The sequence below is a fragment of the Luteimonas sp. RC10 genome, from assembly GCF_014192745.1.
GTDB lineage: Bacteria > Pseudomonadota > Gammaproteobacteria > Xanthomonadales > Xanthomonadaceae > Luteimonas.
Genome location: NZ_JACHYJ010000003.1, coordinates 201,582 through 225,547 on the forward strand (window position 1 = coordinate 201,582; position 23,966 = coordinate 225,547).

Here is a 23,966-nt window from a genome sequence, read left to right on the forward strand (position 1 = left end):
TCGAAGCTGGTCCGCATGCTCACAGCCTCCCGCACGCGGGCAGCGACAGCGCCTGCGCAATCGCACGCCAGTCGAACGCGACCAGTCCCTGGTCGTCGTGCACCGCATAGAGCACGCCGTCGGGAAATGCCGCCGACGGCGTATCGTGCAGCCAGATGCCATCGGTGTTGGCGACCGTCTTGCCGGTCACGGCGCCGACGTGCGCCAACGAGCGCCGGTCGAACAGGTGAAACGCGGTCCGACCCTTGCCCTGCTCGGTCGTGATCCACCAACCGCTGCCATCGGCGCACGTCTTGAGCATGATGCCCTCGGCCTGCGCCTGGAACACGTCGCGGCCGAGCGTGCGCCCGGTGTAACGGCCCGCCAGGTCGTAGACCTTCAGCTCGTTGGCGTAGGTCTCGTCTTCCTCGGCGATCAGCAGCCGGTCGTTCGCCGGGTCGCCCCAGATCGACTCGACCACGCGCAGCGCACCGTCGGCTGTGGTGTCGCCGAACGCACCCAACGCTTCGACCGCGAACGTCCCGCGGTCCGGGCGCAGTGCATAGCGGTGCACACGCCGGTCGAGCTTGTCGAGCGCCGGCAGCACATCGTGGCCCTGCGCATCCTCGCCGTCGTGATAGGAGTCGGTGACGTAGAGCGTGTAGCCATCGCCGGCCCGGTCGATCCACAGACCGTAAGGTTTGACCAGGTCCTGCGCGGCGAACGCGAGCACCGGCGCGAAGTCCGGCAGTCGCAGCACCTGCACACGGTGATTGTCGCGCTCGACGACGACCACCAGGTCGTCGATCACCGCGATGCCATTGGGACGCCGGAACTGGCCCGCCCCGCTGCCCGAAGCACCGAATGTGCGCAGCCTCTCGCCGGTCACCCCGTCATAGACGACCAGACGGTCGCTGGACTTGGCCGTCGCGATCACCAGCACCCGGCCATCGGGCGCGGTCCACGCCGCCGGCGAGTCGATGTTGTCCTCGGGCGTCAGCGCACTGACAAAGGCTTCCCCGACGATCGGCAGATCACGACCGGCAGTCTCCGGCGCGCCCTGGGCGGCCACGGCAGATGGGTCGGCGGCATCGGGCGCGGACGCCGAACAGGCCGCGATGCACAGCGCAAGCGATGCGATCGCCCACGTTCGGGAAGGGACGGGAGAAGGCCGTGTCATGGGTCACCAGAAAGTCGTGTCATCGGGGAAGCGCGCAACGGTCACGCGATGGTCATGCCGGACTGCGGCGACCGCGCATTGTGTGGACGGACGATGACATCGGCATGTCACCGCCATGGCGCACTTGCAGTGTCGCCATCATGAATCCGCAACACAGTCGATCCAGACTTTTCGAACGTTCGCGAGGCGCTCGTGAACACCGGTCTGCGCCAAGCCAAGGGGGCGCGCAGGCCGACGCGCCCCTGCCACTTTCCGGAGTTCCGATGACATCGACCCAGACCGCGATCGCCGTGGCGATCGCCGCCGCGCTGTTCGCAGCCACCCCGTCCGCCGCCCACGCACAGACCGCCGCTGACGGCGTCGCCGCGATGGCCGGCACGATCGTCGGCCAGGTCCGCGAGGCATCGCGTGGTATCGCCCTTGAGGGCGCGCTCGTCACCGTCGGCGGCCGACAGGCCAGCACCGACGGCGAAGGTCTGTTCCGTGTCGTCGGCCTGCCCGCGGGTCGCCACACGCTGCGTGTGGATTATCTGGGCTACGGCGCCTACGAGACCGAGGTCATGATCGGCGACAGCCGCGGCACGCGCCTCGATGTCGCGCTGACCAGCACCGCCGGCGCGACCGACTTCGGCGTCGTCGAAGTCCGCGCCAGCCGCGACGCCCAGGCGCGAGCGCTCAACCAGCAACGCACGTCGACCCACTACGTCAATGTCGTGTCGGCCGATCTGCTGGGCCAGTTCCCCGACAACAATATCGCCGAGTCCACTCAGCGCATTTCCGGCGTGTCGATCGAGCGCGACCAGGGCGAGGGCCGCTACGTCACCGTGCGCGGCGCGCCCAAGGAATACACCACTGTCTCGATCGACGGCGTGCAACTGGCCAATCCCGATGCCGGCAGCCGCGGCGTGGAACTGGACACCATTCCGTCGGATGTGATCTCCGCGCTTGAGGTCACCAAGGCGCTGACACCCGACATGGACGGCGATGCGATCGCCGGTAACATCAACATCCGCACCCAGAGTGCGCTCGACCGCGACGGCCTGACGCTGCGCGCCTCGGTCGCCGGCGGCGCCTACCAGTTGGGCGACGGCGACAACGAGCGTTACAACGCGACAATCGGTAACCGCTTCGGCGCCGATCGCAACATCGGCGTGCTGATCTCCGGCTCGCTCAGCAAGCAGGGGCGATTCACCGACAATGTCGAAAGCCTGTACGAGCGCGTCGACGCGGGCTTCGCGCCTACCGAGATCCAGATCAAGGACTACGAGGGCACACGCACCCGCAAGGGCCTGACCGGCCGCTTCGACTTTCGCATCGATCCCGACAACCTCGTCTACCTGGTCGCCTCCGACGCCAACTTCGTCGATCACGAGTTCCGCGACAATCTGACCATCACACTCGACCGCCACACCGCAGACTCGGACGAAACCACCGGGACCGCGCGCGCAACCTTCGACAAGGAACTGCGCGAACGCACCTACGACAAGACCATCCGGACCTACACCCTGGGCGGCGAGCATTATCTGGGCGAGACCTGGAAGCTCGACTGGCAGGCCTCTCGCAGCGAGGCGACCAAGGTCACCGACCCGCGCCAGCAGTACATCTTCCGCGCCACCGTGCGCCCGCAGCTCGACTACGACTACGCCAACCCCGACTTCCCCGTCTGGACGATCCGCGGCCGCGACGATGCGCCGGCCACCGGCGTGAACCTGCCCGAGGACTGGTATGCGTTCCGCCGCCTCAACGACCGCTTCGAGTACAGCGAAGAGGCGGAAACCGGCCTGCGACTGGATCTGGCTCGCCCCCAATCGTTCATCGGCCAGACCGGCGACCTGCGCGTCGGCGTGCGCGCGCGGTTGCGCGACAAGCAGTTCGACGACGAGCGCTACCGCAATGGCGAGAGCGACGACTTCGACGCGTTGGGCATCGCCTATTCGGACATGCTCTGCGACAGCCTGTCCAACAACTTCGGCTACTTCCTGACCGGCCGGCGCTTCTGCCGCGACATCTTCGACCGCTACGCCGGGCCGTTGAAGGACAGCGACGCCTACGAACGCCTGATTCCCGATTCGCTGACCGGCGACTACCGCGCAGAGGAAGACGTGTACGCGGGCTACGCGCGCCTGGACGCGACCTGGAACGCGCTGACGATGGTGGCCGGTGTGCGCTACGAGCGCACCGAGACCGCGGGCATGGCGACCGCGTTCGACGAGGACACGGGGATCGCGACCCCGGTCTCGGCCGGCCGCCGCTACGGCAACGTTCTGCCCAGCGTCCACCTGCGCTATGAGCTCACGCCCGACAGCATCGTGCGGGCCTCGTACTCGACCGCGCTCAACCGACCCGATTTCATGCACACCGCGCCCTACCGCATCCTCGGCGAGGCCGACGACCGCAATGTCATCGCGATCGACGAGGGCAACCCGCAGGTGCGCGAGGCCTACGCGCATAACCTCGATCTGTCGTTCGAGCACTACCTGCGCCCGCTGGGCCTGGTGTCGGGCGCGCTGTTCTACAAGCGCATCGAGGACCCGCTGTTCCTCGCCTCGCACGACGAAGCTGCCGGCGGTGGTCAGACACTGCGCATCACCCGCGCCGAGAACGGCGACCGCGGCCGGATCTACGGCGCGGAACTGACCTGGCAGCAGACCTTCGACTGGTTGCCCGGCGCGCTCGCGGGCCTGGGCCTCTACACCAACTACACCTACGCCAAGTCCGAGGCGCAGTTGCCGTTCGGCCTGGGCGAAACCGAGCTGCCGGGCACGTCGCGCGACAACTACAACATCGCGCTGACCTACGAGCGCGCGGGCCTGGATGCGCGTCTGGCCTACAACGATCGCTCGCGCTTCATCCAGGCATTCGACATCAGCAATCCCGAGCTGAACATCTACTGGGACGATCGCGCGAGCCTGGACTTCTCGGCGAGCCTGGCGCTCGGCGCGGGCTGGCGCGTGTTCGGCGAGATCAACAACCTGCAAGACACGCGCCAGGTCCGCTTCCAGGGCCAGCGCAACCGGGTGTTGGAAATGGAAGGCTTCGGCCGGTCGTGGCTGGCGGGCGTGCGCTACCAGTTCTGATCGCCCGGCGCGGCTGCACGACACCGGCACCGGAGCTTGCGTCCGGTGCCGGGCGGACCCAGAGACCCGCGTGCCCTATCCTGTCGGCATCGCCCGTTCCGTTCCCGATGCCCATGAAGATCGTCGAAGTCCGCCACCCACTGGTCCAGCACAAGCTCGGACTGATGCGCCGCGCCGACAACAGCACCAAGACCTTCCGCGAACTGTCCGCCGAGGTCGCCACGCTGCTGACCTACGAGGCCACCTCGGACCTCGAGACCGAGGACGCATCGGTTGATGGCTGGGCCGGCCCGGTGCAGGTACGACGCATCAAGGGCCGCAAGATCACCCTGGTGCCGATCCTGCGTGCCGGCATCGGCATGCTGCCCGGCGTGCTCGAGCTCATCCCGGCGGCCAAGGTCAGTGTCGTCGGCATCAAGCGCGACGAGACCTCGCTGCAGGCAGTGCCCTACTACGAGAACCTCGTCGGCGACATGGCCGACCGCACCGCGCTGATCCTCGACCCGATGCTCGCCACCGGCGGCACGCTGATCGCCACGGTCGCGATGCTCAAGGCCGCGGGCGCCAGCCGGATCAAGGGCCTGTTCCTGGTCGCCGCGCCCGAGGGGCTGCGCGCGCTCGAGGCCGCCCATCCCGATGTCGAGGTCTACACCGCCTCGATCGACCAGCGCCTGGACGAACGCGGCTACATCCTGCCCGGCCTGGGCGACGCGGGCGACAAGATCTTCGGCACCCGGGTCGACTGAGCGGGGCGCCGCGCGCTCGCGACCTCAGGTCCTATCCGGCCAGCGCCGGAGGAGGTCGGGCGATCCCCCGACGCGCCGACACGCGCGCGGCGCGATACCGTCGGGCAGCGCCATGCGGAACAGCGGCGCCAGGCCGCGCAGCACACGTGCGCAGGCGCGGTTGCGGATCCGCTGCAGCGGTGTGATCTGCAGCAGCGCCTCGGCCCAGGGCGGCAGCAGCGCGGCACCGGCGCCGATGAACAGCCCGCGCAACAGCGCCCCGCCCGGCACCGGCAGGCGGGTCGTGCGCAGCACCGCCAGCACTTCGCGCGAGCGCGCATCGAAGCGCAGTTCCGGGCGCACCTGGGCGAAGTAGTCGGTCATCGCCGCACCGCTCGTCGGCACCTCGCGGGCGCCCAGCGCTTCGGCGACCCGGCGCGACTCGTCGTAGTAACGGTCGTCGACCCAATCGGGCGTGGGCAGCCCGGCATAGGTCCGAAAGCCCTGCAGGAACGCATAGGCCTCGGTCGCATGCACCCAGGTCAACAGCGCGGGATCGTCGGCTGCGTAGGGAATGCCGTCGGCGGTGGTGCCGCGCACCTGGCCGTGGATGGCGGCGACCCGCGCGATCAGCTGCTGCGCCTGTGCGGTGCCGGCATAGGTGGTGCCTGCAACGAAGGCCGTGGTGCGGCGCAGCCGCCCGATCAGGTCGGTGCGGAAATCGGAGTGGTCCCACACGCCGGCCAGCGCACGCGGATGCAGCGCCTGCAGCAGCAAGGCGCACAGACCACCGGCGAGCATGCCGGGGAAATCGCCGTGGATCCGCCAGGTCACCGCCTCCGGGCCGAACAGGCCCGGATCGCCCGCTGGCGTGTCGTAGTCGATCCCACTCTGCCCACGCGGGAACACGCCCAACACCCACCTGCGGAGCGCGGCGGTGAGCGGAGCGGCAAGGCCGGGGCGAGGCGCGTCCATGCCCGCCAGGCTAGCCGGCCAGCGTCGACGATGGCGTCGATGCCGGCGAGGTCGCATGCGACAATTCACACACGTCGCCGACGCGTCCACACCCGTCCGCGCCGCTCCGTCAGCCAGGGGCCTCGGCCCTCAGCCAGCCGCGCCGCCTCCCCTTGCCGACAGGACTGCTTCGCCATGCCCGCTTTTCCGTTTCCCGCGCCGACCGCGTCGTTGCGCGCATGCCGTGCCCCACTCGCGCTCGCCCTGCTCGCCTGCATCGCGGCGACCCCCGCGCTTGCCCAGGACCTCGCGCCCGATGCGCAGACCCGCACGCTCGATACGGTGCTGGTGACCGCCGACGGTTCGCAGGTCGAACTGCCACCTGCCTATGCCGGCGGCCAGGTCGCCACCGGCGGGCGCGTCGGCCTGTTCGGCAACCTCGACCTGATGGACACGCCGTTCAACAGCCTCAATTTCACCGCCGACCTGATGCGCGACCAGCAGGCGCGCAGCGTCGCCGATGTCGTGCAGAACGACCCCGCAGTGCGGGTCGCGCGCGGCTTCGGCAATTTCCAGGAGCTATACGTCGTGCGCGGCCTGCCGGTGTACTCCGACGACATGAGCTACAACGGCCTGTACGGGCTGCTGCCGCGGCAGTATGTCGCCGCGGAATTCCTGGAGCGCGTAGAGGTGTTCCGCGGCGCCAACAGCTTCATCAATGGCGCGGCACCCGGCGGCAGCGGCATCGGCGGCGCATTCAATCTGGTGCCCAAGCGCGCCGGTGACGACGCCCTGACCCGGCTGACGCTGGGCTACGAGAGCGACGGCCAGGGCTACGCCGCGGCCGACGTCTCACGCCGCTTCGGCAACGAGCGCGCCTGGGGTGTGCGCGCCAACGCCGTGCGCCGCGACGGCGATACCGCGCTCGACGAAGCCCGCGAGCTCGGCGTGCTGGCGCTCGGCGTCGACTATCGCGGCGAACGCGCACGCTTTTCTGCCGACCTGGGCTGGCAGGACCACCGCATCGACGCGCCGCGGCCCAGCGTCACGCCCACCGGCTTGATCCCGAAGGCGCCCGCGGCCGACGTGAACTTCGCCCAGCCGTGGACCTTCACTGACGAGGAGGACCTGTTCGGCGTGGTTCGCGGCGAGTACGACCTCAGCGACACCGCGACGGCGTGGGCGGCGGTCGGCATCCGCGACAGCCGCGAGCACAACGTGCTGGCCAACCCGCGGGTCGACACCGCCGGCAATCTGACCGCGTCGCGTTTCGACAACGTGCGCGAGGACCTGCTGCGCACCGGCGAGGTCGGGCTGCGCACCGAGTTCCGCACCGGCGCGATCGGCCACCGCGTCAGCGTGACCGGCGCGTTCTTCGATCTCGACTCGCAGAACGCCTTTGCGACCGGCACCCGCCGCGCGGCGGGCACGCTGTACGCGCCGGTCGCCACCCCGCTGCCGCCGACGAGCCCGGCAGTCGGCGATATGGCCGATCCGCTGACCACCAGCCGCACCCAGACCGCGAGCGTCGCGATCGCCGACACCCTGCGTCTGGCCGATGAGCGCGTGCTGCTGACCCTGGGCGCGCGCCGGCAGACCTTGCGCCAGTCCAGCTACGACTACACCACCGGCGCCGCGCTCGACCGCTATGACGAGAACGCGATCACGCCGGTGGCGGCAGTCGTGTTCAAGCTCGGCCGGCAGGTCTCGCTGTACGCCAACTATGCCGAGGCGCTGCTGCCCGGCCAGACCGTCGCGCAGACCAGCGCTGACGGCACCCCGATCGTCAACGCCGGCGAGATCCTCGACCCGTTCCGCTCCAAGCAGTACGAGATCGGCGCCAAGTACGACGCCGGCGGCTGGGGCGCGAGCGCCGCAGTGTTCCGCATCGCCAAGCCGAACGCGATCGAGCAGGACTACCGGGTCAGCGCCGACGGGGAACAGCGTAACCAGGGCCTGGAACTGAGCATCTACGGCCAGCCGGCCGACGGCCTGCGCGTGCTCGGCGGCCTGACCTTGCTCGACGCCACGCTGCGCCGCACCCAGGACGGCATCAACGAAGGCAACGACGTGATCGGCGTGCCCGACGTGCAGGCCAATGCCGGCATCGATTGGGACGTCCCCGGCGTGGACGGGCTCACGCTCGATGCGCGTGCGGTGCACACCGGCCGCCAGGCGGCGCGCGCGGACAACGCGCTGGAACTGCCATCCTGGACGCGGTTCGATCTGGGCACGCGCTACGCATTCGGGGCCGGCGGCCGCGACTGGACGCTGCGCGCGCGCGTGGACAACGTCTTCGATCGCGCCTACTGGGCCTCGACCGGCGGCACCGCCGGTGCCAACTACCTGGTGCTGGCGGCGCCGCGCACGGTCACGCTGTCGATCTCGCTCGCACTGTGATGCCGTGTGCCGAACGGACGCCTGGCGTCCGTTCGGATGTGCTGTGCGGCGGCGGCGTGCGATCCGGGCGCCGCCGCCGACGCGGCATCACTCGAGCGGAATGCGGACCACGCTTTCCAGTGCGCTGGCGGTGTAGTCCTTGTTGAAGGGCGCCTTGACCGTCACGTACAGCGCCTTGCCGTCGGGCGCGATCTCCAGGCTGTTGGGATTGGGCGGCAACGTCCAGGTGCGGCGCACGGCGTAGCTGTCGGCGTCGAGCTCGCTGACCGTGCCCTGGTCGCGATGGGTCACATAGAGCGCCTTGCGCGCGGGATGGAGCGCGATGCCCATCGAATCGCCGACCGGCAGACTGCGCTCGACCTTGCCGGTGCGCGTGTCGAACACCAGCACCGTCGCGCCCTTCGAGTGGTCGGTCACGAACAGGCGGTGGGTGGCCGGATCGTGGGCGAGGTTGAGCAGCAGGTACTCCTTGCCGTCGCCGGGCGTCCAGCGGTGCTGGATCGCATGGGTCGTGGTGTCGATCACCAGCACCTCGCCGTCGCCATTGGCCGCGTACAGCCGGCCGGCTGCCGGATCGAGCAGCAGGCCGGTCACCCACTTGCCGGCATCGCCGATCGTCGCGCGCAGCGTCAGCGTGGCCGCGTCGACCACCCAGATCAGCCCGGGGGCGCCGACGCCGCCGACATACAGCGTGCCGCTGGCTTCGTCGAGGATCACCTGCCGCGGGCCGTAGTACGTGCCGTCGGAGGCCTTGTCCTCGAAGCGCAACCGGCCCTTGACCTCGCCGCTGACCGCGTCGATCGCGGTGAGCCCACGCTCGACGCTGTTGGTCACGTACAGGGTCTCGCCCTTGGCGTCGGTCGCGATGGCGAAGTTGCGCAGGTCGGTGTGGGTCTGGCCGCGGGTCTCCAGCGTGAGCGGATCGAGCCGGTAGATCACCCCGCCCTTGGTGTCGGGCGCGGCCTCCGAGGACGCCACGAACAAGGCGTTCGCGGCCTGGCTGTAGCGCGCTTCGTAGACCCCGCGCGCGAGATCGCGGCGCAGCACGCCCTCGGGCAGCGCGGTCGCGGTGGCCGCAGGCGTTGCGACGGTCGGCGCCTGCTGGGCATGCGCGAGCGACGACAAGCCAAGCGCGAGCGCGGTCGCGGCAGCCAGCAAGGTCGAAGTGCGGGGGGACGGGGTCATGGGCATGGACTCGGCTGGACGGGATGGGAGGGGTGCCCGCATGGGAGCCTGGCGACATGGCCGCCGCAGGCACGGGCCGGTGCTGAGCCGGACCGCAGGTGCCGTCGAACCTGCTGGCTCGCGACACTCACTTATCGGGAACGATTCTCATTTTCCAGATGAAGGGGCGGCTTGTCCATGGCCGCCCACCTTCACGGCAGCCGCAGTGGTCCCACCGCATCGAGGACGCGGGCGTCGTGCCGCCCATCCCCGCCCCCGAACGCCGAACTGCTCGCCTCCGGCTGCAAGGGGCGGAACCCATCGTCGTAATCCCAGGTCACCGCATGCACGCGCGCGCCGACGAGCGTCGTCGGATCGCCCAGCGACGAGGCCGGCAGCGTGAAGCGGATCGTCGCCGCGTCCGGATCGACCTCGATGCGCGCCGGCTGCGCCTGCGGCGTGCCCTCGGCATCGGCGTCAGCGCCCTGCGCCGAGAACAGCGCGTTCGACCAGCCGTGGGCGCGGATGCGGTAATGCCAGCGCATCCCGTCCGGCAGGCGCGCGTTCTGCTGGGGCATCACCTCGCTGCCGCCTTCGCGCCCCGGCAGCTCGATGAACACCACCGGCGCGACATGGTCGAAGCCATTGGGCGGATTCCAGCCCTGGGTGACGCTGGCCATGCGCAAGGTGACGCGCAGCGCGCCGCCGCTGGTCTCGACGTCCAACCCACGCAGGTCGCCCTGCCGCTGCGTCCGCCACTGACCGCCGGTGGGATAGACCACGCGCCCGTCCAGGCCGTGATCGTCGCCGGCCGGATCGTCCATGCGTGCCACCGCTCGCCAGTCGCGTTCGACCTGGAACGGCTGCGCCGCCGACGCGGCCCGGTTGGCCTCGCGCCACAGCACCAGGCGATGCCTGCGCGCCGGATCGATCCAACTGTCGGTGCGCAGCGTCGCCGTCCAGCGACCGTCGGCACCGGCCACGACCCGCGGGGCGCGCTGCAGATCGCCATCGACCACGACCTGCAACACGTCGCCGGGCGCCGCACGTCCGTGCAGCACCACGTCGTCGCGCCACGGAAGTGGCGGCAGCGCATCGAGCGTCGGTGCCGCGGACTGCGACGCATCCGGCCGTGCCTCGCCGCCGCGCTGCCGCCAGACCAGCCCCGCACGCGGCGGCAGCACCAGCGTCAGCCGACCATCGGCGGCGACGGTCAGCGGCGCCGGATCGCCATCGAGTCCGAACACACCCTCCAGCCGCGTGCCGGCCGGCAGCCCCGTCTCCAGCGCATCGACCAGCACCGGCGCATCGGCAGTGTTGAACGCAACCAGCGCAAGCGCCGCCTCGTGGCGGGTGGCCCACACCAGCGCGCCCGGCCCGCCGCCACTGTCGCGCAACACCTCGGGCACACCACGCGAGAACACCCGGTCGTCGAGCCGCAGCGCCGACATCGCAGCGATCTCGCGATACAGCGGTGCGGCGGTGTCGAACGCGTCGCCCTGCGCGCCAATGCCGCCGGCGAACATCGCCGTGCGGCGCCCCGAAAAGCTCTGCTCGGTGCCGTAGTACAGCGTGGGAATGCCCGGCAGGGTCATCATCGCCAACAGCGCCTGACGCAGGGCGCGCGTGTCGGCCCCGGCCAGGAACCGGTCGACATCGTGGTTGTCGACGAAGCTCGGCATCCAGTGCAGGCGCGGATGCAGCGCGACCATGCTGGCGATGCGATGGCCGAGCACCGCGGTCGGCTCGCCGCGCGCGAACACGTCGCCGAGACTGCCGTAGAGCGGGAAGTTGATCATGCCGGGCAAGCGCTCGCCGCCGGACTCGGTGCGCATATAGGCCTCGAGCCGGCGCGCCTGGCTGTCCTCGAACGGCTTGTCGATCGCAAAGCCCTCGCCGAACACATGGAAGTCCTCGCGGCCGGTTGCGCGCGCGACCGCGGCGATGCCCGGCGCATCGCGCTCCTCGGCGTGCAGGAAATCGTCGAAAAAATCCGCCGGCACGTGCAGCGCAGTGTCGACACGGAACGCATCGACACCGATGTCGCGGATCCAATCGCCGTAGCTGCGGCGCAGCGCGCGGCGGACCTCGGGATGCTCAGTATTGAGATCGTCGAGGCCGGCGAGCTGGTAGGTCAGCTCCTGCGTGCGGTCGGTGAAATCGACGATGTCGGGTGTCCAGTGGTAAATCGCATCGCGGCGCTGCGCGGGGTCGCGCGCATCGTTGCGGTCGAACGGCGGCTGCACCGGCGCCTGGCGTCCGCGCGCATCAGTGAAGCGCACGAATCCGGCCGCCGGATCGTCCGCGCGCCAGCCGTCGGGATAGCCGAAATAGTTCGCGGTGTGGTTCACCACGATGTCCTGAATCAAGTACATGCCGCGGCCATGCAGACCGCGCGACAGGGCGCGGTAGTCGTCGCGCGTGCCGAAGTGCGGGTCGATGGCGGAGAAATCGTCCGCCCAGTAACCGTGATAGCCACCGTAGCGCGTCGCCTCATTCCACCACTGGTGCGCCACCGGTGGAGTGATCCATACCGCCGTCGCACCCAGTCCCTGCACGTAGTCGAGCCGGCGCGTCACCCCCGCAAGGTCGCCGCCGCTGTAGCGCGCCGGATCGTTGGGATCGTACTCGCCGGTGCCCTGGTCGTTGTTGGACGGATCGCCATCGTCGAAGCGGTCGATCATCACGAAGTAGACGATCTGATCGCGCCAATCGGGCGACGGCACGTGCAGGTCGCCTGCACTTGCCGCGCCAGCGATCAAGGACAGGCACGCGAGCGCGAGACCTCGCACGCACGCCCGCATGCGCTGTTGCATGTAAACGTTTTCCATCGCCGCCTCCCAGCGCCATCGACGCCCCATCGTCGACGAGCGCCACCGCATTGCGCCATGAATACGTATGCAGTGCGCCGCCGGATCCGAACCCCAGGACTACCATGGCCGCCAATCGCGGGGCCTGTCCGATCCATCGCGTTCCGATGCCGACGGCGCGCCCCGAACACTGCCTGCTGGACACCCTTGGGAGGGGAGATGTCGAAGCTCGATCGCAATCTGCTCAGCGTTGCGCTGTCGTCTGCGCTGCTGATGCTCGCAACCGGCGCACATGCGCAGACCACCACGTCGTCGAACGAGACCGACACCGCCTCGACGCAGACGCCGGCCTCCGGCGGCGACGCCGTGCAGCTCGACAGCGTTCGCGTCACCGGCATCCGCCGCGGCATCGAACTGTCGATGGATACCAAGCAAGCCGAGGACACCATCGCCGAGGCGATCTCGGCCGAGGACATCGGCAAGCTGCCCGACACCAGCATCGCCGACTCGCTGGCGCGCCTGCCCGGCATCTCGGCACAGCGTTTCGGCGGCCGCCCGCAGGAACTCAACATCCGCGGTTTCGCCGGCGATTTCTCCACCGCGCTGCTCAACGGCCGCGAGCAGGTGAGCTTCGGCAACAACCGCGGCGTGGAGTTCGACCAGTACCCGTCCGAACTGATCAGCCAGGTCGTGGTGCACAAGACCACCAATGCGCAGCTGGTCGGCCAGGGCCTGTCGGGCACAGTCAACATGAAGACCGTCCGCCCGCTGTCGTTCGGCGAGCGCGCGATTGCGGTGAACGTGCGCGGCGACATGAACAAGCTGGGCGACGACAAGGAATACGGCAGCCGCGCCAGCATCTCGTACATCGATCAGTTCGCCGACAACACCGTCGGCATCGCGCTCGGCTACGCCCGCCTCGACAGCCCGAACCTCGGCCACCAGTTCGAGTCGTGGAACTTCAACAAGGAGTACCCAGGCTACGCGGGCAACGCCGTGCTCGGCGGCACCGCCGCCTATGCCATCGAAGGCAGTAATCGCCGCGACGGCTACATGGCGGTGCTCGAGTTCCAGCCCAACGAGCGCCTGCACTCCACCATCGACCTGTTCTACTCGCAGTTCGATCGGCAAGAGAACAAGTACGGTCTGCAGACCGGCCTGGCCTATGGCCGGGCAACCCTCGACGACGCCACGCTGAGCCCCAATGGCACCACGATCGATTCGACCTGGTCGCAGATAGCGCCGATCGTGCTGCGCAACGACAGCAACACCATGGACGACCGCCTGCTGTCGTTTGGCTGGAACACCGAGCTGGAGGTCAACGCGAACTGGACGCTGACTACCGACGTCAGTCACTCGCGCGCGCGCCGCGCCGAGCAACTGTTCGAGGTCTACGCCACGCCGCCAGCCGGCGTCACCAGCTCGGGCCGCTACGTGTTCAATCCCGAGGGCTGGTACGACATCGACCTGGACTACGACCTCGGCGCACCGGGCGGCTTCGTCCTGCGCGATCCCGACCGCTGGGGCGGCGAGCGCGACCAGGCCGGCTACCTGAAGAACTTCGAGGTCCGCGATCAGATCAGTGCGTTCCGGGTCGACCTCGAGCGCCGTTTCGATGCCGGCTTCGTGTCCGCCCTGCGCTTCGGCGGCAACATCACCGACCGCCGCAAGAGCCGCGCCTCGACCGAGTACACCCTGTGCGTCACCGACGCCTGCACTGGCGATCTCAGCGTTGCGATCCCGGGACAGTACGTGCGCAGCAGCGCCTTCGGCTTCGCCGGCATTCCGACGATCCTCGACCTCGACGAGCGCGCGATGCTTGCCGCCGGCGTCTATCGCCCGTGGCGCAAGGACGATGCGGCGATCAACGACAAGAACTGGGAGATCCACGAAGAGATCGGCACGCTCTACGTGCAGGCCGACATCGACACCGATCTCGGCCCGGTGCCGCTCAAGGGCAACGTCGGCGTGCAGGTGGTCAACGCCAGCCAGCGCTCGACCGGCGTGGCGACGTTCGAAGGCGCGGCGCTGGAAGCGCCCAGCGAGCGCGGCGCCGACCACGTGCACTACCTGCCGAGCATGAACCTGTCCTTTGGCCTGCCCGCCGAGCAGTTCCTGCGCGTGGGCGCCTCGCGTCAGATGGCGCGGCCGCGCATGGACGAACTCACCGCAGGCGGGAGCTACAGCATCGACCGCAGCCGCGACCGCTGGACCGGCAGCGGCGGCAACCCCGAGCTCGATCCGTGGCTGGCCAATGCCTACGACCTCTCGTACGAGAAGTACTTCGGCAACGAATCGATCGGGCGCGGCTACGTCAGTGCGGCGTACTTCTACAAGGACCTCAAGACCTACATCTACCGTCAGACGACCGCGTTCGACTTCAGCCAGCTGCCGCTGCCTCCCGAACTGCCGGGCAACCTGCCGCCGTCGTGGATCGGCGAGTACAGCCAGCCGGTCAACGGCGAGGGCGGCACGATCAAGGGCTGGGAGTTCGCCGTATCGCTCCCGCTGGGCCTGCTGTGGGCGCCGCTGGAAGGCTTCGGCTTCATGGGCAACTATTCCGACACCGAGAGCGACATCGCGCCCAACGGCCCCGACAGCTCCGAGCCCCTGCCCGGCCTGTCGAAGTACGTCTCCAACGTCGCGCTGTACTACGAGCGCTACGGCTTCTCGGCCCGCGTATCGCAGCGCAGCCGCTCCGACTTCCTCGGCGAGGTCCAGGGCGCCGGCGGCGACCGCACCAAGGTGATGTTCACCGGCGAGACCGTGACCGACCTGCAGTTGGGCTACGCGTTCGAAAGCGGACGCCTGGAGGGCCTGTCGCTGCTGCTGCAGGTCAACAACCTGGAGAACGAGCCCTTCCGCTCGACCTTCGACGGCCTGCAGGAGCGCCCGAACCAGTTCTACGACTACGGCCGCACCTATCTGATGGGCGTCAACTACCGCTTCTGACCCATACCGGCCGCGCGGCGTCCTGCGCGCGGCCGGCGGCCCACGTCAGGCGCAAGGCATCTGAACCTGGAGACGCTTGTGCACCTCCGATGACTGGGCTAGAATGCGCGACCTCGCCGAAGCGGCGGGCAGCAACATCGGGCGGTTAGCTCAGCGGTAGAGCACTACCTTGACATGGTAGGGGTCACAGGTTCGAACCCTGTACCGCCCACCACGCAAGACCCAGCCTTCAGGCGTCTTCGTGGCATCAGACAAACCCGGCCATCGTGCCGGGTTTTTCGTTTACGGAGATACCGCTTCCGGACCGTTTCACAGCCGGACGATCAGGCGTGACGAAGCGTCAATAGTGATAGCGGGCCTGCGCAATCATCAGCACATCGCCTTCGACCTTGTAGACGATCCGGTGCTCATCGTTGATGCGCCTGGACCAGTAGCCCGCGAGCGCGTGCCGAAGCGGCTCGGGCTTGCCGATGCCCTGGAAGGGATCACGCTGGATGGCCTTGATCAGCTCGTTGATGCGCTTGAGCAGCTTCTTGTCAGCCTGCTGCCAGTAGAGGTAATCCTCCCAGGCATCCTCCGAGAATTGCAGAATCACTCGATCAGATCCCGTACCTGTCCGCCACCGGATTCAAGCTGCGCGATCGAACGCAGCAAGCGCTGCGCGCTCTTGGGACTGCGCAGCAGATAGGCGGTTTCCTCCATGGCCTTGTAGTCCTCCAGCGAGACCATGACCACCGACTGCGAACGCCCGCGCGTGATGATGACCGGCTCATGATCGTTGACCACGCGCTCCATCGTGTCGGCCAACGTGGCGCGGGCGGCGGTGTAGGTTAGGGTATCCATGGCGGCCATCTCGGGTATGTACGGGATAACGTACATCCAAGCAGATGAACATTCAACCAATTCAGCGACTTGCGGCCCCACCCTCCACCCGCGCAGTCATCGGGCGCGGCGCGCCATGCCTCGCGAGACATGCGCACGGCCGACACGCCCTCCCCTACGGGCCTCGGGAGCGTACCGGCCGATGACGGCGCCTACCCCAGCGCCACCGCCTTGATCTTCTGGATCTGGTCGCGCAGGCGCCCGGCCTCCTCGAACTCGAGGTCGCGCGCGTGCTGGTACATCTGCTGCTCGAGCGTCTTGAGCTTGGCGGCGAGCTTGTCCGGCGACAGCGCCGCGTAGTCCTCGGCCGGCTCGGCAACCTTGCGGCCCTTGCCGCGGCCTTTCTTCTCGAGCTCGGGCTCGGCGCGCGCGCCCTCCATGATGTCGACGATCGCGCGTGCGACAGACTTGGGTGTGATGCCATGCTCGGCGTTGTACTCGACCTGCTTCTGGCGGCGACGGTCGGTCTCGTCGAGCGCGGTCTGCATCGAATTGGTGATGCGATCGGCATACAGGATCGCCTTGCCGCGCAGGTTGCGGGCGGCGCGGCCGATCGTCTGGATCAGCGATCCCCCCGAACGCAGGAAGCCTTCCTTGTCGGCATCGAGGATCGCGACCAGCGACACCTCGGGCATGTCCAGGCCCTCGCGCAGCAGGTTGATGCCCACCAGCACGTCGAACTTGCCCAACCGCAGGTCGCGGATGATCTCCACCCGCTCGACGGTGTCGATGTCCGAGTGCAGATAGCGCACCTTGACGTCGTGCTCGCTCAGGTACTCGGTCAGGTTCTCGGCCATGCGCTTGGTGAGCGTCGTGATCAGCACCCGGTCGCCCATCGCCACGCGCTCGCGGATCTCGCCCAGCACGTCGTCCACCTGGGTCGCGACCGGCCGGATCTCCACCACCGGGTCGATCAGGCCAGTCGGACGCACGACCAGCTCCACCACCTGGCCCTGTGACTTCTCCATCTCGTAGCTGCCGGGGGTGGCCGAGACAAAGATCGCCCGCGGCGAGCGCCCTTCCCACTCTTCGAACTTCAACGGCCGGTTGTCCAGCGCCGACGGCAACCGGAAGCCGAAGTTGACCAGCGTCTCCTTGCGCGAGCGGTCGCCCTTGTACATCGCCCCGATCTGCGGAACGGTGACATGCGACTCGTCGATGACCAGCAGCGCATCGGGCGGCAGGTAGTCGAACAGGCACGGCGGCGCCTCGCCCGGCATGCGCCCGGTCAGATGCCTGGAGTAGTTCTCCACGCCATTGCAGTAGCCGACCTCGGCCATCATCTCCAGATCGAACTGGGTGCGCTGCTGCAGCCGCTGCGCCTCCACCAGTTTGTTCTCCGCGTAGAACTGCTCCAGCCGCGGCGGCAACTCGGCTTTGATCGCCTCGATCGCATCGAGCGTCGTGCGCCGCGTGGTCACGTAGTGCGATTTTGGGTAGATCGTGTAACGCTGCAGCGTGCGCCGGGTCTCGCCGGTCAGCGGGTCGAACTGGGTGATGCGCTCGATCTCGCCGTCGAACAGCTCGATGCGCAGCGCCTCGGCGTCCGACTCGGCCGGGTGCACGTCGATCGTCTCGCCGCGCACGCGGTAGGTACCGCGGCGCAGTTCATGGTCGTTGCGGCTGTACTGCATTTCGGTCAGCCGACGGATCAGCTCGCGCTGATCGATGCGCTCGCCCCGGACCATGTGCAGCACCATCCGGAAGTACTCGTTCGGATCGCCCAGGCCGTAGATCGCCGAAACCGTGCACACGATGATCGCATCGCGCCGCTCAAGCAGCGCCTTGGTCGCCGACAACCGCATCTGCTCGATGTGCTCGTTCACCGAGCTGTCCTTCTCGATGTAGGTGTCCGACGACGGCACGTAGGCTTCGGGCTGGTAGTAGTCGTAGTAGCTGACGAAGTACTCGACCGCGTTGTGCGGGAAGAACGACTTGAACTCCCCGTAGAGCTGGGCGGCCAGGGTCTTGTTCGGCGCCATCACCAGGGTCGGCTTCTGCACCCGCTGGATCACGTTGGCGATCGTGTAGGTCTTGCCCGAGCCGGTCACGCCAAGCAGTGTCTGATGCGCCAGACCGGCCTCGAAGCCCTCGACCAACTGCTCGATCGCCCGCGGCTGGTCGCCGGCCGGCTGGTAGGGCGAGACGAGCTGGAATCCGGCAGGTTGGATGGCGTCGTTCATGGCGTCTGCGATGCGAGGAAGCACTGGAAATGGGGGCGACCGGCGCTGGCGACAACCGCCGGCGCGGAGAGCCCCTGACGATAGCAGCCGGTGGTTTCCGACACGTGGAGGCGGCATGCACCGAGCGAAGGTGCCAGCCGGACCGGCCATGCTGACCGTTCCCGTTCAGGAGGATCGGCCATGCACCGCGAACGCGGCGTCACTTTGCTCGAACTGATGTGCACGGTCGGCGTACTGCTGGTACTCGCGCTGGTCGCAGTGCCCGCCTTTACGCAGGCCATCGCGGCCTACCGCGCGATATCGGCGGCCGAGCACCTCAGGACCGACCTGGCCCTGGCCCGCAATACCGCCATCACCGGCGGCAAGAGCGTCGTCGTCTGCCCGCGCACAGAGGACAACCGATGCCGCGACGATGGCGCCTGGACGCTCGGCTGGGTGGTGCTGCGGGACCCGGACCGCAATCTCACCGCCGACGCCGACCACGACCTGCTGCGCATCGCCAGCCCGGCCGGGCTGGCGAACGGCGACCTCGCCTTCGAGGCCAACCGCCCCTTCGTGCGCTACCGGCCCGATGGCCGCAGCGTCGGGACCAACCTGACCATCGCCGTCTGCGGCGCCGGCCGTGTGCAGCGCCAGCTCGTCGTCAACAATGTCGGGCGCGTGCGGACCGAACGGGCCACGGACGCTGCGCCGTGCGGCGCAGGCTGACGCCCCGCCCGGCCGCGCTCGTCACCGCGGAGGCACGCGCCGTCTCAGGCGCTTGACCTCCCGCGACGAACCCTTAAACTACGCGTCCCCGCCCGAATAGCTCAGCCGGTTAGAGCACTTGACTGTTAATCAGGGGGTCGTTGGTTCGAGTCCAACTTCGGGCGCCAAATTCGAAAAAGGCCTGTGCAGTGCACAGGCCTTTTTCTTTGTTGCCTCGTCCATGACGGACCATTCAACAAGTCTTAAGTGTTCGATGCGAAGCGCCGGCCAGACACCGACGCGACGCGTCCCATGATCACCAGCAATTTCCCGTCATCGGCGAACGCACCCCTGTGTTGGTGATGGTCAACGTGCCGCACGTCTTATCCTGGGTGTCCTGAACACCTTTGGGTGCCGCGCTCAAGGTGTAGGTACTGGCGCTAGATGAGCCCGCCACTTTACTGACGGTGTAGTACGTCGATGCCTCGTTGTCGCAAGTGAAGCTGGTCGGCGACCCCGCGTACGTCAGATTGGCCGTGTAAAAGCGTTCCATCTGCTGCACTGCTTGCATCAGGCATGCAGTGCCCGCCGCACGGCGGGTCTTGACGATATGCTGCATGTAGCTCGGATAGGCGATCGCGGCGAGGATGCCGATGATCGCGACGACGATCATTAGTTCGATCAGCGAAAAACCAGTCTGCGCGCGACGGCGCGCATGCCAGCGTGCAAAGAATGCATGCGTCATCGTTAGTCTCCTCGGAGCTCGCGCCACGATACGCGATCCCAGCGCGGACGCGACGTGCCCAGGGTGCGCAGGTCGGACCCAGCGGTGCCGCCGACCACGAGGCGACCGCGCAGCAGATTGGGCAGCGTCGGCATGCCGACCCCGGGATTGACCGACCCGACCGGCAGAGGCCCGTTCGGGGAGCTCACACCCGCATCGTCTGTCTGCCCGTCGCCGTCAAGGTCGAAATAGGAACCACCGGCACTGGTACCGGTAAACGCGTCGAGCGCGTTGATGAAGCCCGAGCCATCGGCGTCGCAAGCGTTACCCGAAGGCATCACGCTGGCCGTGACCAGGAACGAGGACACGATCTGCGCATCCTGCACGATCCGCTCACCACTGCCGGGCAGGTCGATGTACCACCCCTTTGAGTTCGCCGGCAATGCGCTGCGCGATTCGAAGGCGCGTGCCGCGAGGCCACTGACGGTCGTGCTCTGCACTGTGATCGTGCGCCGCGTGAGTGCGGACCGAGTCGGCGGGGTCGCCGGATCGTCGTCAACAAGACCGTAGAGCGTCTGCACCGCAGTATTCCGGGCATCGGCATCCTCGGTCGTGAGATAGCGCCCGGTACCGAAGAACACCCAGCGCTTGCGCGTCGTCGGATGCGTGGTCACGGTCGGCGCACCGGTGATCGGCTGCGCGGTCCCGTTGGCGTCCTGCGCCGTGAACAGCCGCTTGGCGCTCCACTGCGTCGCATTGGTGCTGGTCAGATCGAACTTCCACACGTTGCCGAGCATGTCACCTGCATAGACATAAGCAAGCGTTTGGCCGTCCGCGCTGTAGACCCCCACCGGCGCCGACAGCCCGTTTGGCGCATCGGCCGAGCCGATACCCGTATCGATCTGCCGGATGATCTCTCCGCTTTCGACATCGAGCACGATCAGGACGGCCTTCTCACGCGAACTGTTGACGCCATTCCCCAGCACCGCGGCGACCCGGCCACCGGCGACCTTTGACAGCAACGGCTTGCCCATCACCAGCCCCATGTTGCCGTCGCTGCCGGTCGTGGTGTCCTTCAATTCCCACTTGTAGACACGTGTCGCGGTCGCCGTTCGCGGCGCACTCACGTCGAGTGCAAACACGCCCTTGCCGCCGCGGCCGAGCGTCCCGATCAACAGATTCTTTCCCGGTGTCAGGGCTCGAGACGTGACCGATACGGGACCATCGACGAAGTAGCGATGCGTGTAATCGGGCCGGCTCAGCGTCGACAACGCAGAGATGTCGATGATGCCCGGCACATAGGCGAACAGTTCCTGTCCGTTGGCTGCGTCGAATGCGTGCAACATGCCATCGTTCGCACCGACATACAGCGTATTGGTGTCGCCCACATAGGCGGGCGACGAGCCCACGATGTCGCCCAGGATCGACGCGCGGTTGCGCAACGTACCGCCGTTGCGCTCCTCCAGAGTCGGCTGTCCCTTGAGATAGTTGGCGTTGTTCTCACCAGTGACGGGGAAGCTCGAAGGACCGCCCCCACGTGCCAGCGCAGTGACCTGCGCGGCGCTGGGGAAGTTCGCGCCCGCGCCCCCGCTGACGGTGAAGATCTTGCGCGAGGCCCAGGCCGGCACCGTCGACGTCCAGCTGACCGTGCTCGCGACGCCCGACTGCGTCACGGCACGCGCGGTCACCGCCCCCGTCCACGTGCCAGATACGTAGCTGGCGTTGAAGACCTGCGAGCCTGTATCGAGCGAGACCGAATTGGACGCAACGTTGGAGAACGAACTCGTGCGTTGCGAGATCACAGCGAGCGCGCCTTGGAGGCCGGCGCTGAATTCCTCAGGATTGGATGCGGCGACGAACGCACCACGGCCATTGACTGCCGCATGCAGCAGATCATCGATGCGGTCGGCATCCTCGCGATCTGTGGGATCTTCCCAGGTGGCGTCCGACGGCACCGCCCCTACGCTCGACCAAGGCTTGTTGCCATTGAGGCCAATGGAGATGCCGAACGTCACCATGTGCTGCCAGAACGCAGGGTTAGCCGAGTTGGTCGGGACGTTGTTGGCAAGGTCCGTTCGCAGATCCGCCTTCCAGTAGCGCATTGCCACGTCGGCCAGCGTGTCCGAGTAACCGTCCGTATAAGGCGCACTTGGACTGTAGCGGTAGCTTTGATTGTTGGTGCCGGTGATCGTCGAACCAGGGTTGCCATCCTGGTTACCGACCTTGACGCTGTAATTGTTACTGGTGTCGTTCCAGTAACCGTCGGTGGTGAGGATCGCGAAGTTCTGACGGCACGAGAACTGCCCGGATGTCGCTTGTGGTCCGTAAGGGCCCTGCGCATCCGTGCGGCTGAAATAGCGCCCGGCCGAGTCGAGCGCGCCATGCAGTGGCGTGCCGTTGTAGGCGATGACATTCTGCAGCCGGGAATACCAAGTCGAGCGCGAGGTCGTCGCCGAGGTCCCCTGCCCACCGGGATTGTCGACGAAGCGGCCATCATTGCCGTCGTTGACCGGAATGTCGAAGCTGTTGCGGTCCCAGATCGTGCGGAATCCAACGCGGACACGGCTGTCGAGGTCGGTGAATGCTTCCGACGCCCCCGCCTTCGCGGCTTTCATTCGCGTCCGGTGATAGGAGAACCAGGTCGCGTAGTTGGCCTGCTCGGCCGCAACGGTGCGGCCCGTAGGCGTTGCGGATTGGCAGTTGATCCAATCCCGCGAACCCGTCCCCGACGCACACCGGTTGTTGTTGCTCGTCACGGCGCTGAGCGTGACGTTGTTGAAGTTGCTGTAGGCGTTGACGAGGACATTGTAGGTCCCGCCGCCGGCTGGCGGGTTGAACGAACAGCTCTCGTTGTTGCCGCTTGCGTAAGGCCTGCAATCGTAGTTTGACAAGCTCGGCTGAGCGTTGAGGCGCACATACAGATCGGCGTCACCCGTTCCGCCATTGATCGCAATGGTGAGCGCAGTGGTGCCCGCCGGCACGGTGACCGTGTAGGACAGCGATTGTCCCCGGCTCGCAGACAGCCCGGACACCGGATATCCCGCCACGTTGCCAGTGCTCGACGACACGGCACCGTACTCGCTGCGTACGACATCGTCGCCGCTGATCTGGTAGCGGTAGTAATTCTCGCCGTTGTTCAGGTAGGACGCCTCCGTTCTCGACGGGTCCTTGGGCACGTAGAACGTCTGCACGCCTCCACACACCTGCGTTCCGCCCGAAGAGAGTTCGTCGTTGGTGGAGTTGCTGTTGCGGTTGTAGCGCCGGCAGCTCGATCCACTGGCGAGATTGATCGTGCTTCCGCCGACCAGATTGAAGCTGCCGTAGACCGCATTGAAGTTCGTGCCGCCGCTCATGCGCGTGCCGTCCGCCTGACGCCAGGGCAGATAGGTGACGGCTGGGTTGTAGGCCAACGAATTGCGCGTGTAGGTCCCGTTCGAGACATCTGGCATCGAGGTGCTCGGCGGGTTGTCGGGCATCGTCTCGAACGCCATCGACCCCGAATCGTCGAGGATGAAGAGGATGTTCGGCGCGACGCGGCTGGCGGTGGTCAACGGATCGTCGGGAATGGTGATCCCCGCGCTGGCGGGCAGCGCCAGCAACGTCACCAGGCAAGCTGCCGGCCCGGACCACCAGCGGCGCTGGGAGGTGGCCGTGCGGCGACGGACAGGGAGGGAGACGGACATGCTTCAGGCTCCCGGCTGCGGAATGCGGCTGACGACATTGGCCTGCAGCACGACTTGCGCGCGCCCCACTGCCTCGCTCTTGACGGTGATGCGGAAAATCGGGCTCTGGCAGTCGAGCGGCACGGGCACCACCTCGCAACTGCCCTGGTAACCAGGCCCGGTTCCCAGATACTCGATCCAGTACTCCGGTTGCGATACCAACCCCTTGGGGTTGAAGGCTCCAGTGGGCACGGACTTCCAGACGGGCGCGGACCCGGTCGGGCAGACGCCCAGGTTCGCGCAGTGCGCGGCGGTCGGCACGATGCTGGCCCAGGTCAGGGTAGGCGCCGTGGCATCGGGTGCGACGCCCAGTACGTTCTGCTGCGCATAGCGCAGGGCCGCTTCAGCGGCTTCGAACGCGAGCCCACGGTCGCGGGTGTTCGCACTCATGCGCTCCTGCAGCGTGGCGCTGCGCAGGATCGCGATGCCCAGCAGCGCAGTGATGACCAACAGCACCATCACCACGATCAGAGAAATGCCGCGCTCGGAAGCGCGGCCGGACGCAAGGCGGACACCTGGCGGCATCC

At 67.6% G+C, this 23,966-nt stretch carries 15 protein-coding genes and 2 tRNA genes; 7 read left to right on the plus strand and 10 right to left on the minus strand.

Going from position 1 to position 23,966, the window contains the following annotated elements; genetic code table 11:
* Positions 1-19: 19 nt before the first annotated feature.
* A complete protein-coding gene (locus tag FHW73_RS07830) occupies positions 20-1,051 on the minus strand; it encodes a phytase (RefSeq protein ID WP_345776162.1) in 1,032 nt (343 codons plus the stop codon).
* 371 nt (positions 1,052-1,422) lie between these two features.
* Here FHW73_RS07830 and FHW73_RS07835 point away from each other — a divergent pair, with 371 nt between their 5' ends.
* Positions 1,423-4,236 (plus strand): TonB-dependent receptor, encoded by a 2,814-nt coding sequence (locus tag FHW73_RS07835; protein ID WP_183426151.1) that lies wholly within the window; start codon positions 1,423-1,425, stop codon positions 4,234-4,236.
* 113 nt (positions 4,237-4,349) lie between these two features.
* Positions 4,350-4,982: a uracil phosphoribosyltransferase gene (upp, locus tag FHW73_RS07840; RefSeq protein WP_183426277.1), complete on the plus strand. Its 633-nt coding sequence runs from the start codon at positions 4,350-4,352 to the stop codon at positions 4,980-4,982.
* 24 nt (positions 4,983-5,006) lie between these two features.
* Here the strand turns inward: upp and FHW73_RS07845 are convergent, their stop codons facing one another.
* Complete coding sequence (locus FHW73_RS07845) at positions 5,007-5,936, minus strand: oxygenase MpaB family protein (RefSeq protein WP_183426152.1); 930 nt, start codon at positions 5,934-5,936, stop codon at positions 5,007-5,009.
* A 174-nt stretch (positions 5,937-6,110) separates the two neighbouring features.
* Here FHW73_RS07845 and FHW73_RS07850 point away from each other — a divergent pair, with 174 nt between their 5' ends.
* Positions 6,111-8,315, plus strand: coding sequence for a TonB-dependent siderophore receptor (locus FHW73_RS07850; protein WP_183426153.1), 2,205 nt, complete (start codon positions 6,111-6,113; stop codon positions 8,313-8,315).
* An 87-nt stretch (positions 8,316-8,402) separates the two neighbouring features.
* Here the strand turns inward: FHW73_RS07850 and FHW73_RS07855 are convergent, their stop codons facing one another.
* A complete protein-coding gene (locus tag FHW73_RS07855) occupies positions 8,403-9,500 on the minus strand; it encodes a YncE family protein (protein ID WP_183426154.1) in 1,098 nt (365 codons plus the stop codon).
* Positions 9,501-9,691: 191 nt separating this feature from the next.
* Positions 9,692-12,205: an alpha-amylase family glycosyl hydrolase gene (locus FHW73_RS07860; RefSeq protein WP_183426155.1), complete on the minus strand. Its 2,514-nt coding sequence runs from the start codon at positions 12,203-12,205 to the stop codon at positions 9,692-9,694.
* Between the two features lie 303 nt (positions 12,206-12,508).
* Between FHW73_RS07860 and FHW73_RS07865 the strand changes: the two genes are divergently transcribed.
* Together FHW73_RS07865 and FHW73_RS07870 are read left to right on the plus strand one after the other, a co-directional pair.
* The gene (locus tag FHW73_RS07865; RefSeq protein WP_183426156.1) at positions 12,509-15,241 is read left to right on the plus strand and encodes a TonB-dependent receptor; all 2,733 of its coding nucleotides are present in this window, start codon (positions 12,509-12,511) and stop codon (positions 15,239-15,241) included.
* A 139-nt stretch (positions 15,242-15,380) separates the two neighbouring features.
* Positions 15,381-15,455: transfer RNA gene (locus FHW73_RS07870), tRNA-Val, on the plus strand.
* Between the two features lie 126 nt (positions 15,456-15,581).
* Here FHW73_RS07870 and FHW73_RS07875 read toward each other — a convergent pair.
* From FHW73_RS07875 to uvrB, 3 genes are all read right to left on the minus strand, one after another.
* Positions 15,582-15,836, minus strand: coding sequence for a Txe/YoeB family addiction module toxin (locus FHW73_RS07875; protein WP_183426157.1), 255 nt, complete (start codon positions 15,834-15,836; stop codon positions 15,582-15,584).
* On the minus strand, positions 15,833-16,084 hold the full coding sequence (locus FHW73_RS07880) for a type II toxin-antitoxin system prevent-host-death family antitoxin (protein WP_183426158.1): 252 nt from the start codon (positions 16,082-16,084) through the stop codon (positions 15,833-15,835). Before FHW73_RS07880 ends, FHW73_RS07875 begins: the two co-directional genes overlap by 4 nt.
* 191 nt (positions 16,085-16,275) lie before the next feature.
* Positions 16,276-18,306, minus strand: coding sequence for an excinuclease ABC subunit UvrB (gene uvrB / locus FHW73_RS07885; protein ID WP_183426159.1), 2,031 nt, complete (start codon positions 18,304-18,306; stop codon positions 16,276-16,278).
* Between the two features lie 180 nt (positions 18,307-18,486).
* Between uvrB and FHW73_RS07890 the strand changes: the two genes are divergently transcribed.
* Both FHW73_RS07890 and FHW73_RS07895 read left to right on the plus strand, forming a co-directional pair.
* Complete coding sequence (locus tag FHW73_RS07890; protein ID WP_183426160.1) at positions 18,487-19,014, plus strand: GspH/FimT family pseudopilin; 528 nt, start codon at positions 18,487-18,489, stop codon at positions 19,012-19,014.
* A gap of 90 nt (positions 19,015-19,104) precedes the next feature.
* A tRNA-Asn gene (locus tag FHW73_RS07895) sits at positions 19,105-19,181 on the plus strand.
* Positions 19,182-19,309: 128 nt separating this feature from the next.
* On the opposite strand, the gene FHW73_RS07900 is transcribed toward FHW73_RS07895, so the two are convergent.
* The 3 genes from FHW73_RS07900 to FHW73_RS07910 are packed head-to-tail and all read right to left on the minus strand — an operon-like array spanning position 19,310 to position 23,964.
* Positions 19,310-19,738 carry a type IV pilin protein gene (locus FHW73_RS07900; protein WP_183426161.1) on the minus strand — a complete coding sequence of 143 codons (429 nt, stop codon included), beginning with the start codon at positions 19,736-19,738 and terminating at the stop codon, positions 19,310-19,312.
* Between the two features lie 2 nt (positions 19,739-19,740).
* On the minus strand, positions 19,741-23,400 hold the full coding sequence (locus FHW73_RS07905) for a PilC/PilY family type IV pilus protein (protein ID WP_183426162.1): 3,660 nt from the start codon (positions 23,398-23,400) through the stop codon (positions 19,741-19,743).
* A gap of 3 nt (positions 23,401-23,403) precedes the next feature.
* Positions 23,404-23,964, minus strand: coding sequence for a PilX N-terminal domain-containing pilus assembly protein (locus FHW73_RS07910; RefSeq protein ID WP_183426163.1), 561 nt, complete (start codon positions 23,962-23,964; stop codon positions 23,404-23,406).
* Positions 23,965-23,966: the final 2 nt, after the last annotated feature.

Excerpts from the sequence above, each read along its gene's own strand:
- FHW73_RS07910 (WP_183426163.1), bottom strand. The coding sequence starts at position 23,964 with ATGCCGCCAGGTGTCCGCCTTGCGTCCGGCCGCGCTTCCGAGCGCGGC.
- upp (WP_183426277.1), top strand. The coding sequence starts at position 4,350 with ATGAAGATCGTCGAAGTCCGCCACCCACTGGTCCAGCACAAGCTCGGA.
- FHW73_RS07865 (WP_183426156.1), top strand. The coding sequence starts at position 12,509 with ATGTCGAAGCTCGATCGCAATCTGCTCAGCGTTGCGCTGTCGTCTGCG.
- FHW73_RS07890 (WP_183426160.1), top strand. The coding sequence starts at position 18,487 with ATGCACCGCGAACGCGGCGTCACTTTGCTCGAACTGATGTGCACGGTC.
- FHW73_RS07900 (WP_183426161.1), bottom strand. The coding sequence starts at position 19,738 with ATGACGCATGCATTCTTTGCACGCTGGCATGCGCGCCGTCGCGCGCAG.
- FHW73_RS07835 (WP_183426151.1), top strand. The coding sequence starts at position 1,423 with ATGACATCGACCCAGACCGCGATCGCCGTGGCGATCGCCGCCGCGCTG.
- FHW73_RS07880 (WP_183426158.1), bottom strand. The coding sequence starts at position 16,084 with ATGGATACCCTAACCTACACCGCCGCCCGCGCCACGTTGGCCGACACG.
- uvrB (WP_183426159.1), bottom strand. The coding sequence starts at position 18,306 with ATGAACGACGCCATCCAACCTGCCGGATTCCAGCTCGTCTCGCCCTAC.
- FHW73_RS07855 (WP_183426154.1), bottom strand. The coding sequence starts at position 9,500 with ATGACCCCGTCCCCCCGCACTTCGACCTTGCTGGCTGCCGCGACCGCG.
- FHW73_RS07850 (WP_183426153.1), top strand. The coding sequence starts at position 6,111 with ATGCCCGCTTTTCCGTTTCCCGCGCCGACCGCGTCGTTGCGCGCATGC.
- FHW73_RS07845 (WP_183426152.1), bottom strand. The coding sequence starts at position 5,936 with ATGGACGCGCCTCGCCCCGGCCTTGCCGCTCCGCTCACCGCCGCGCTC.
- FHW73_RS07905 (WP_183426162.1), bottom strand. The coding sequence starts at position 23,400 with ATGTCCGTCTCCCTCCCTGTCCGTCGCCGCACGGCCACCTCCCAGCGC.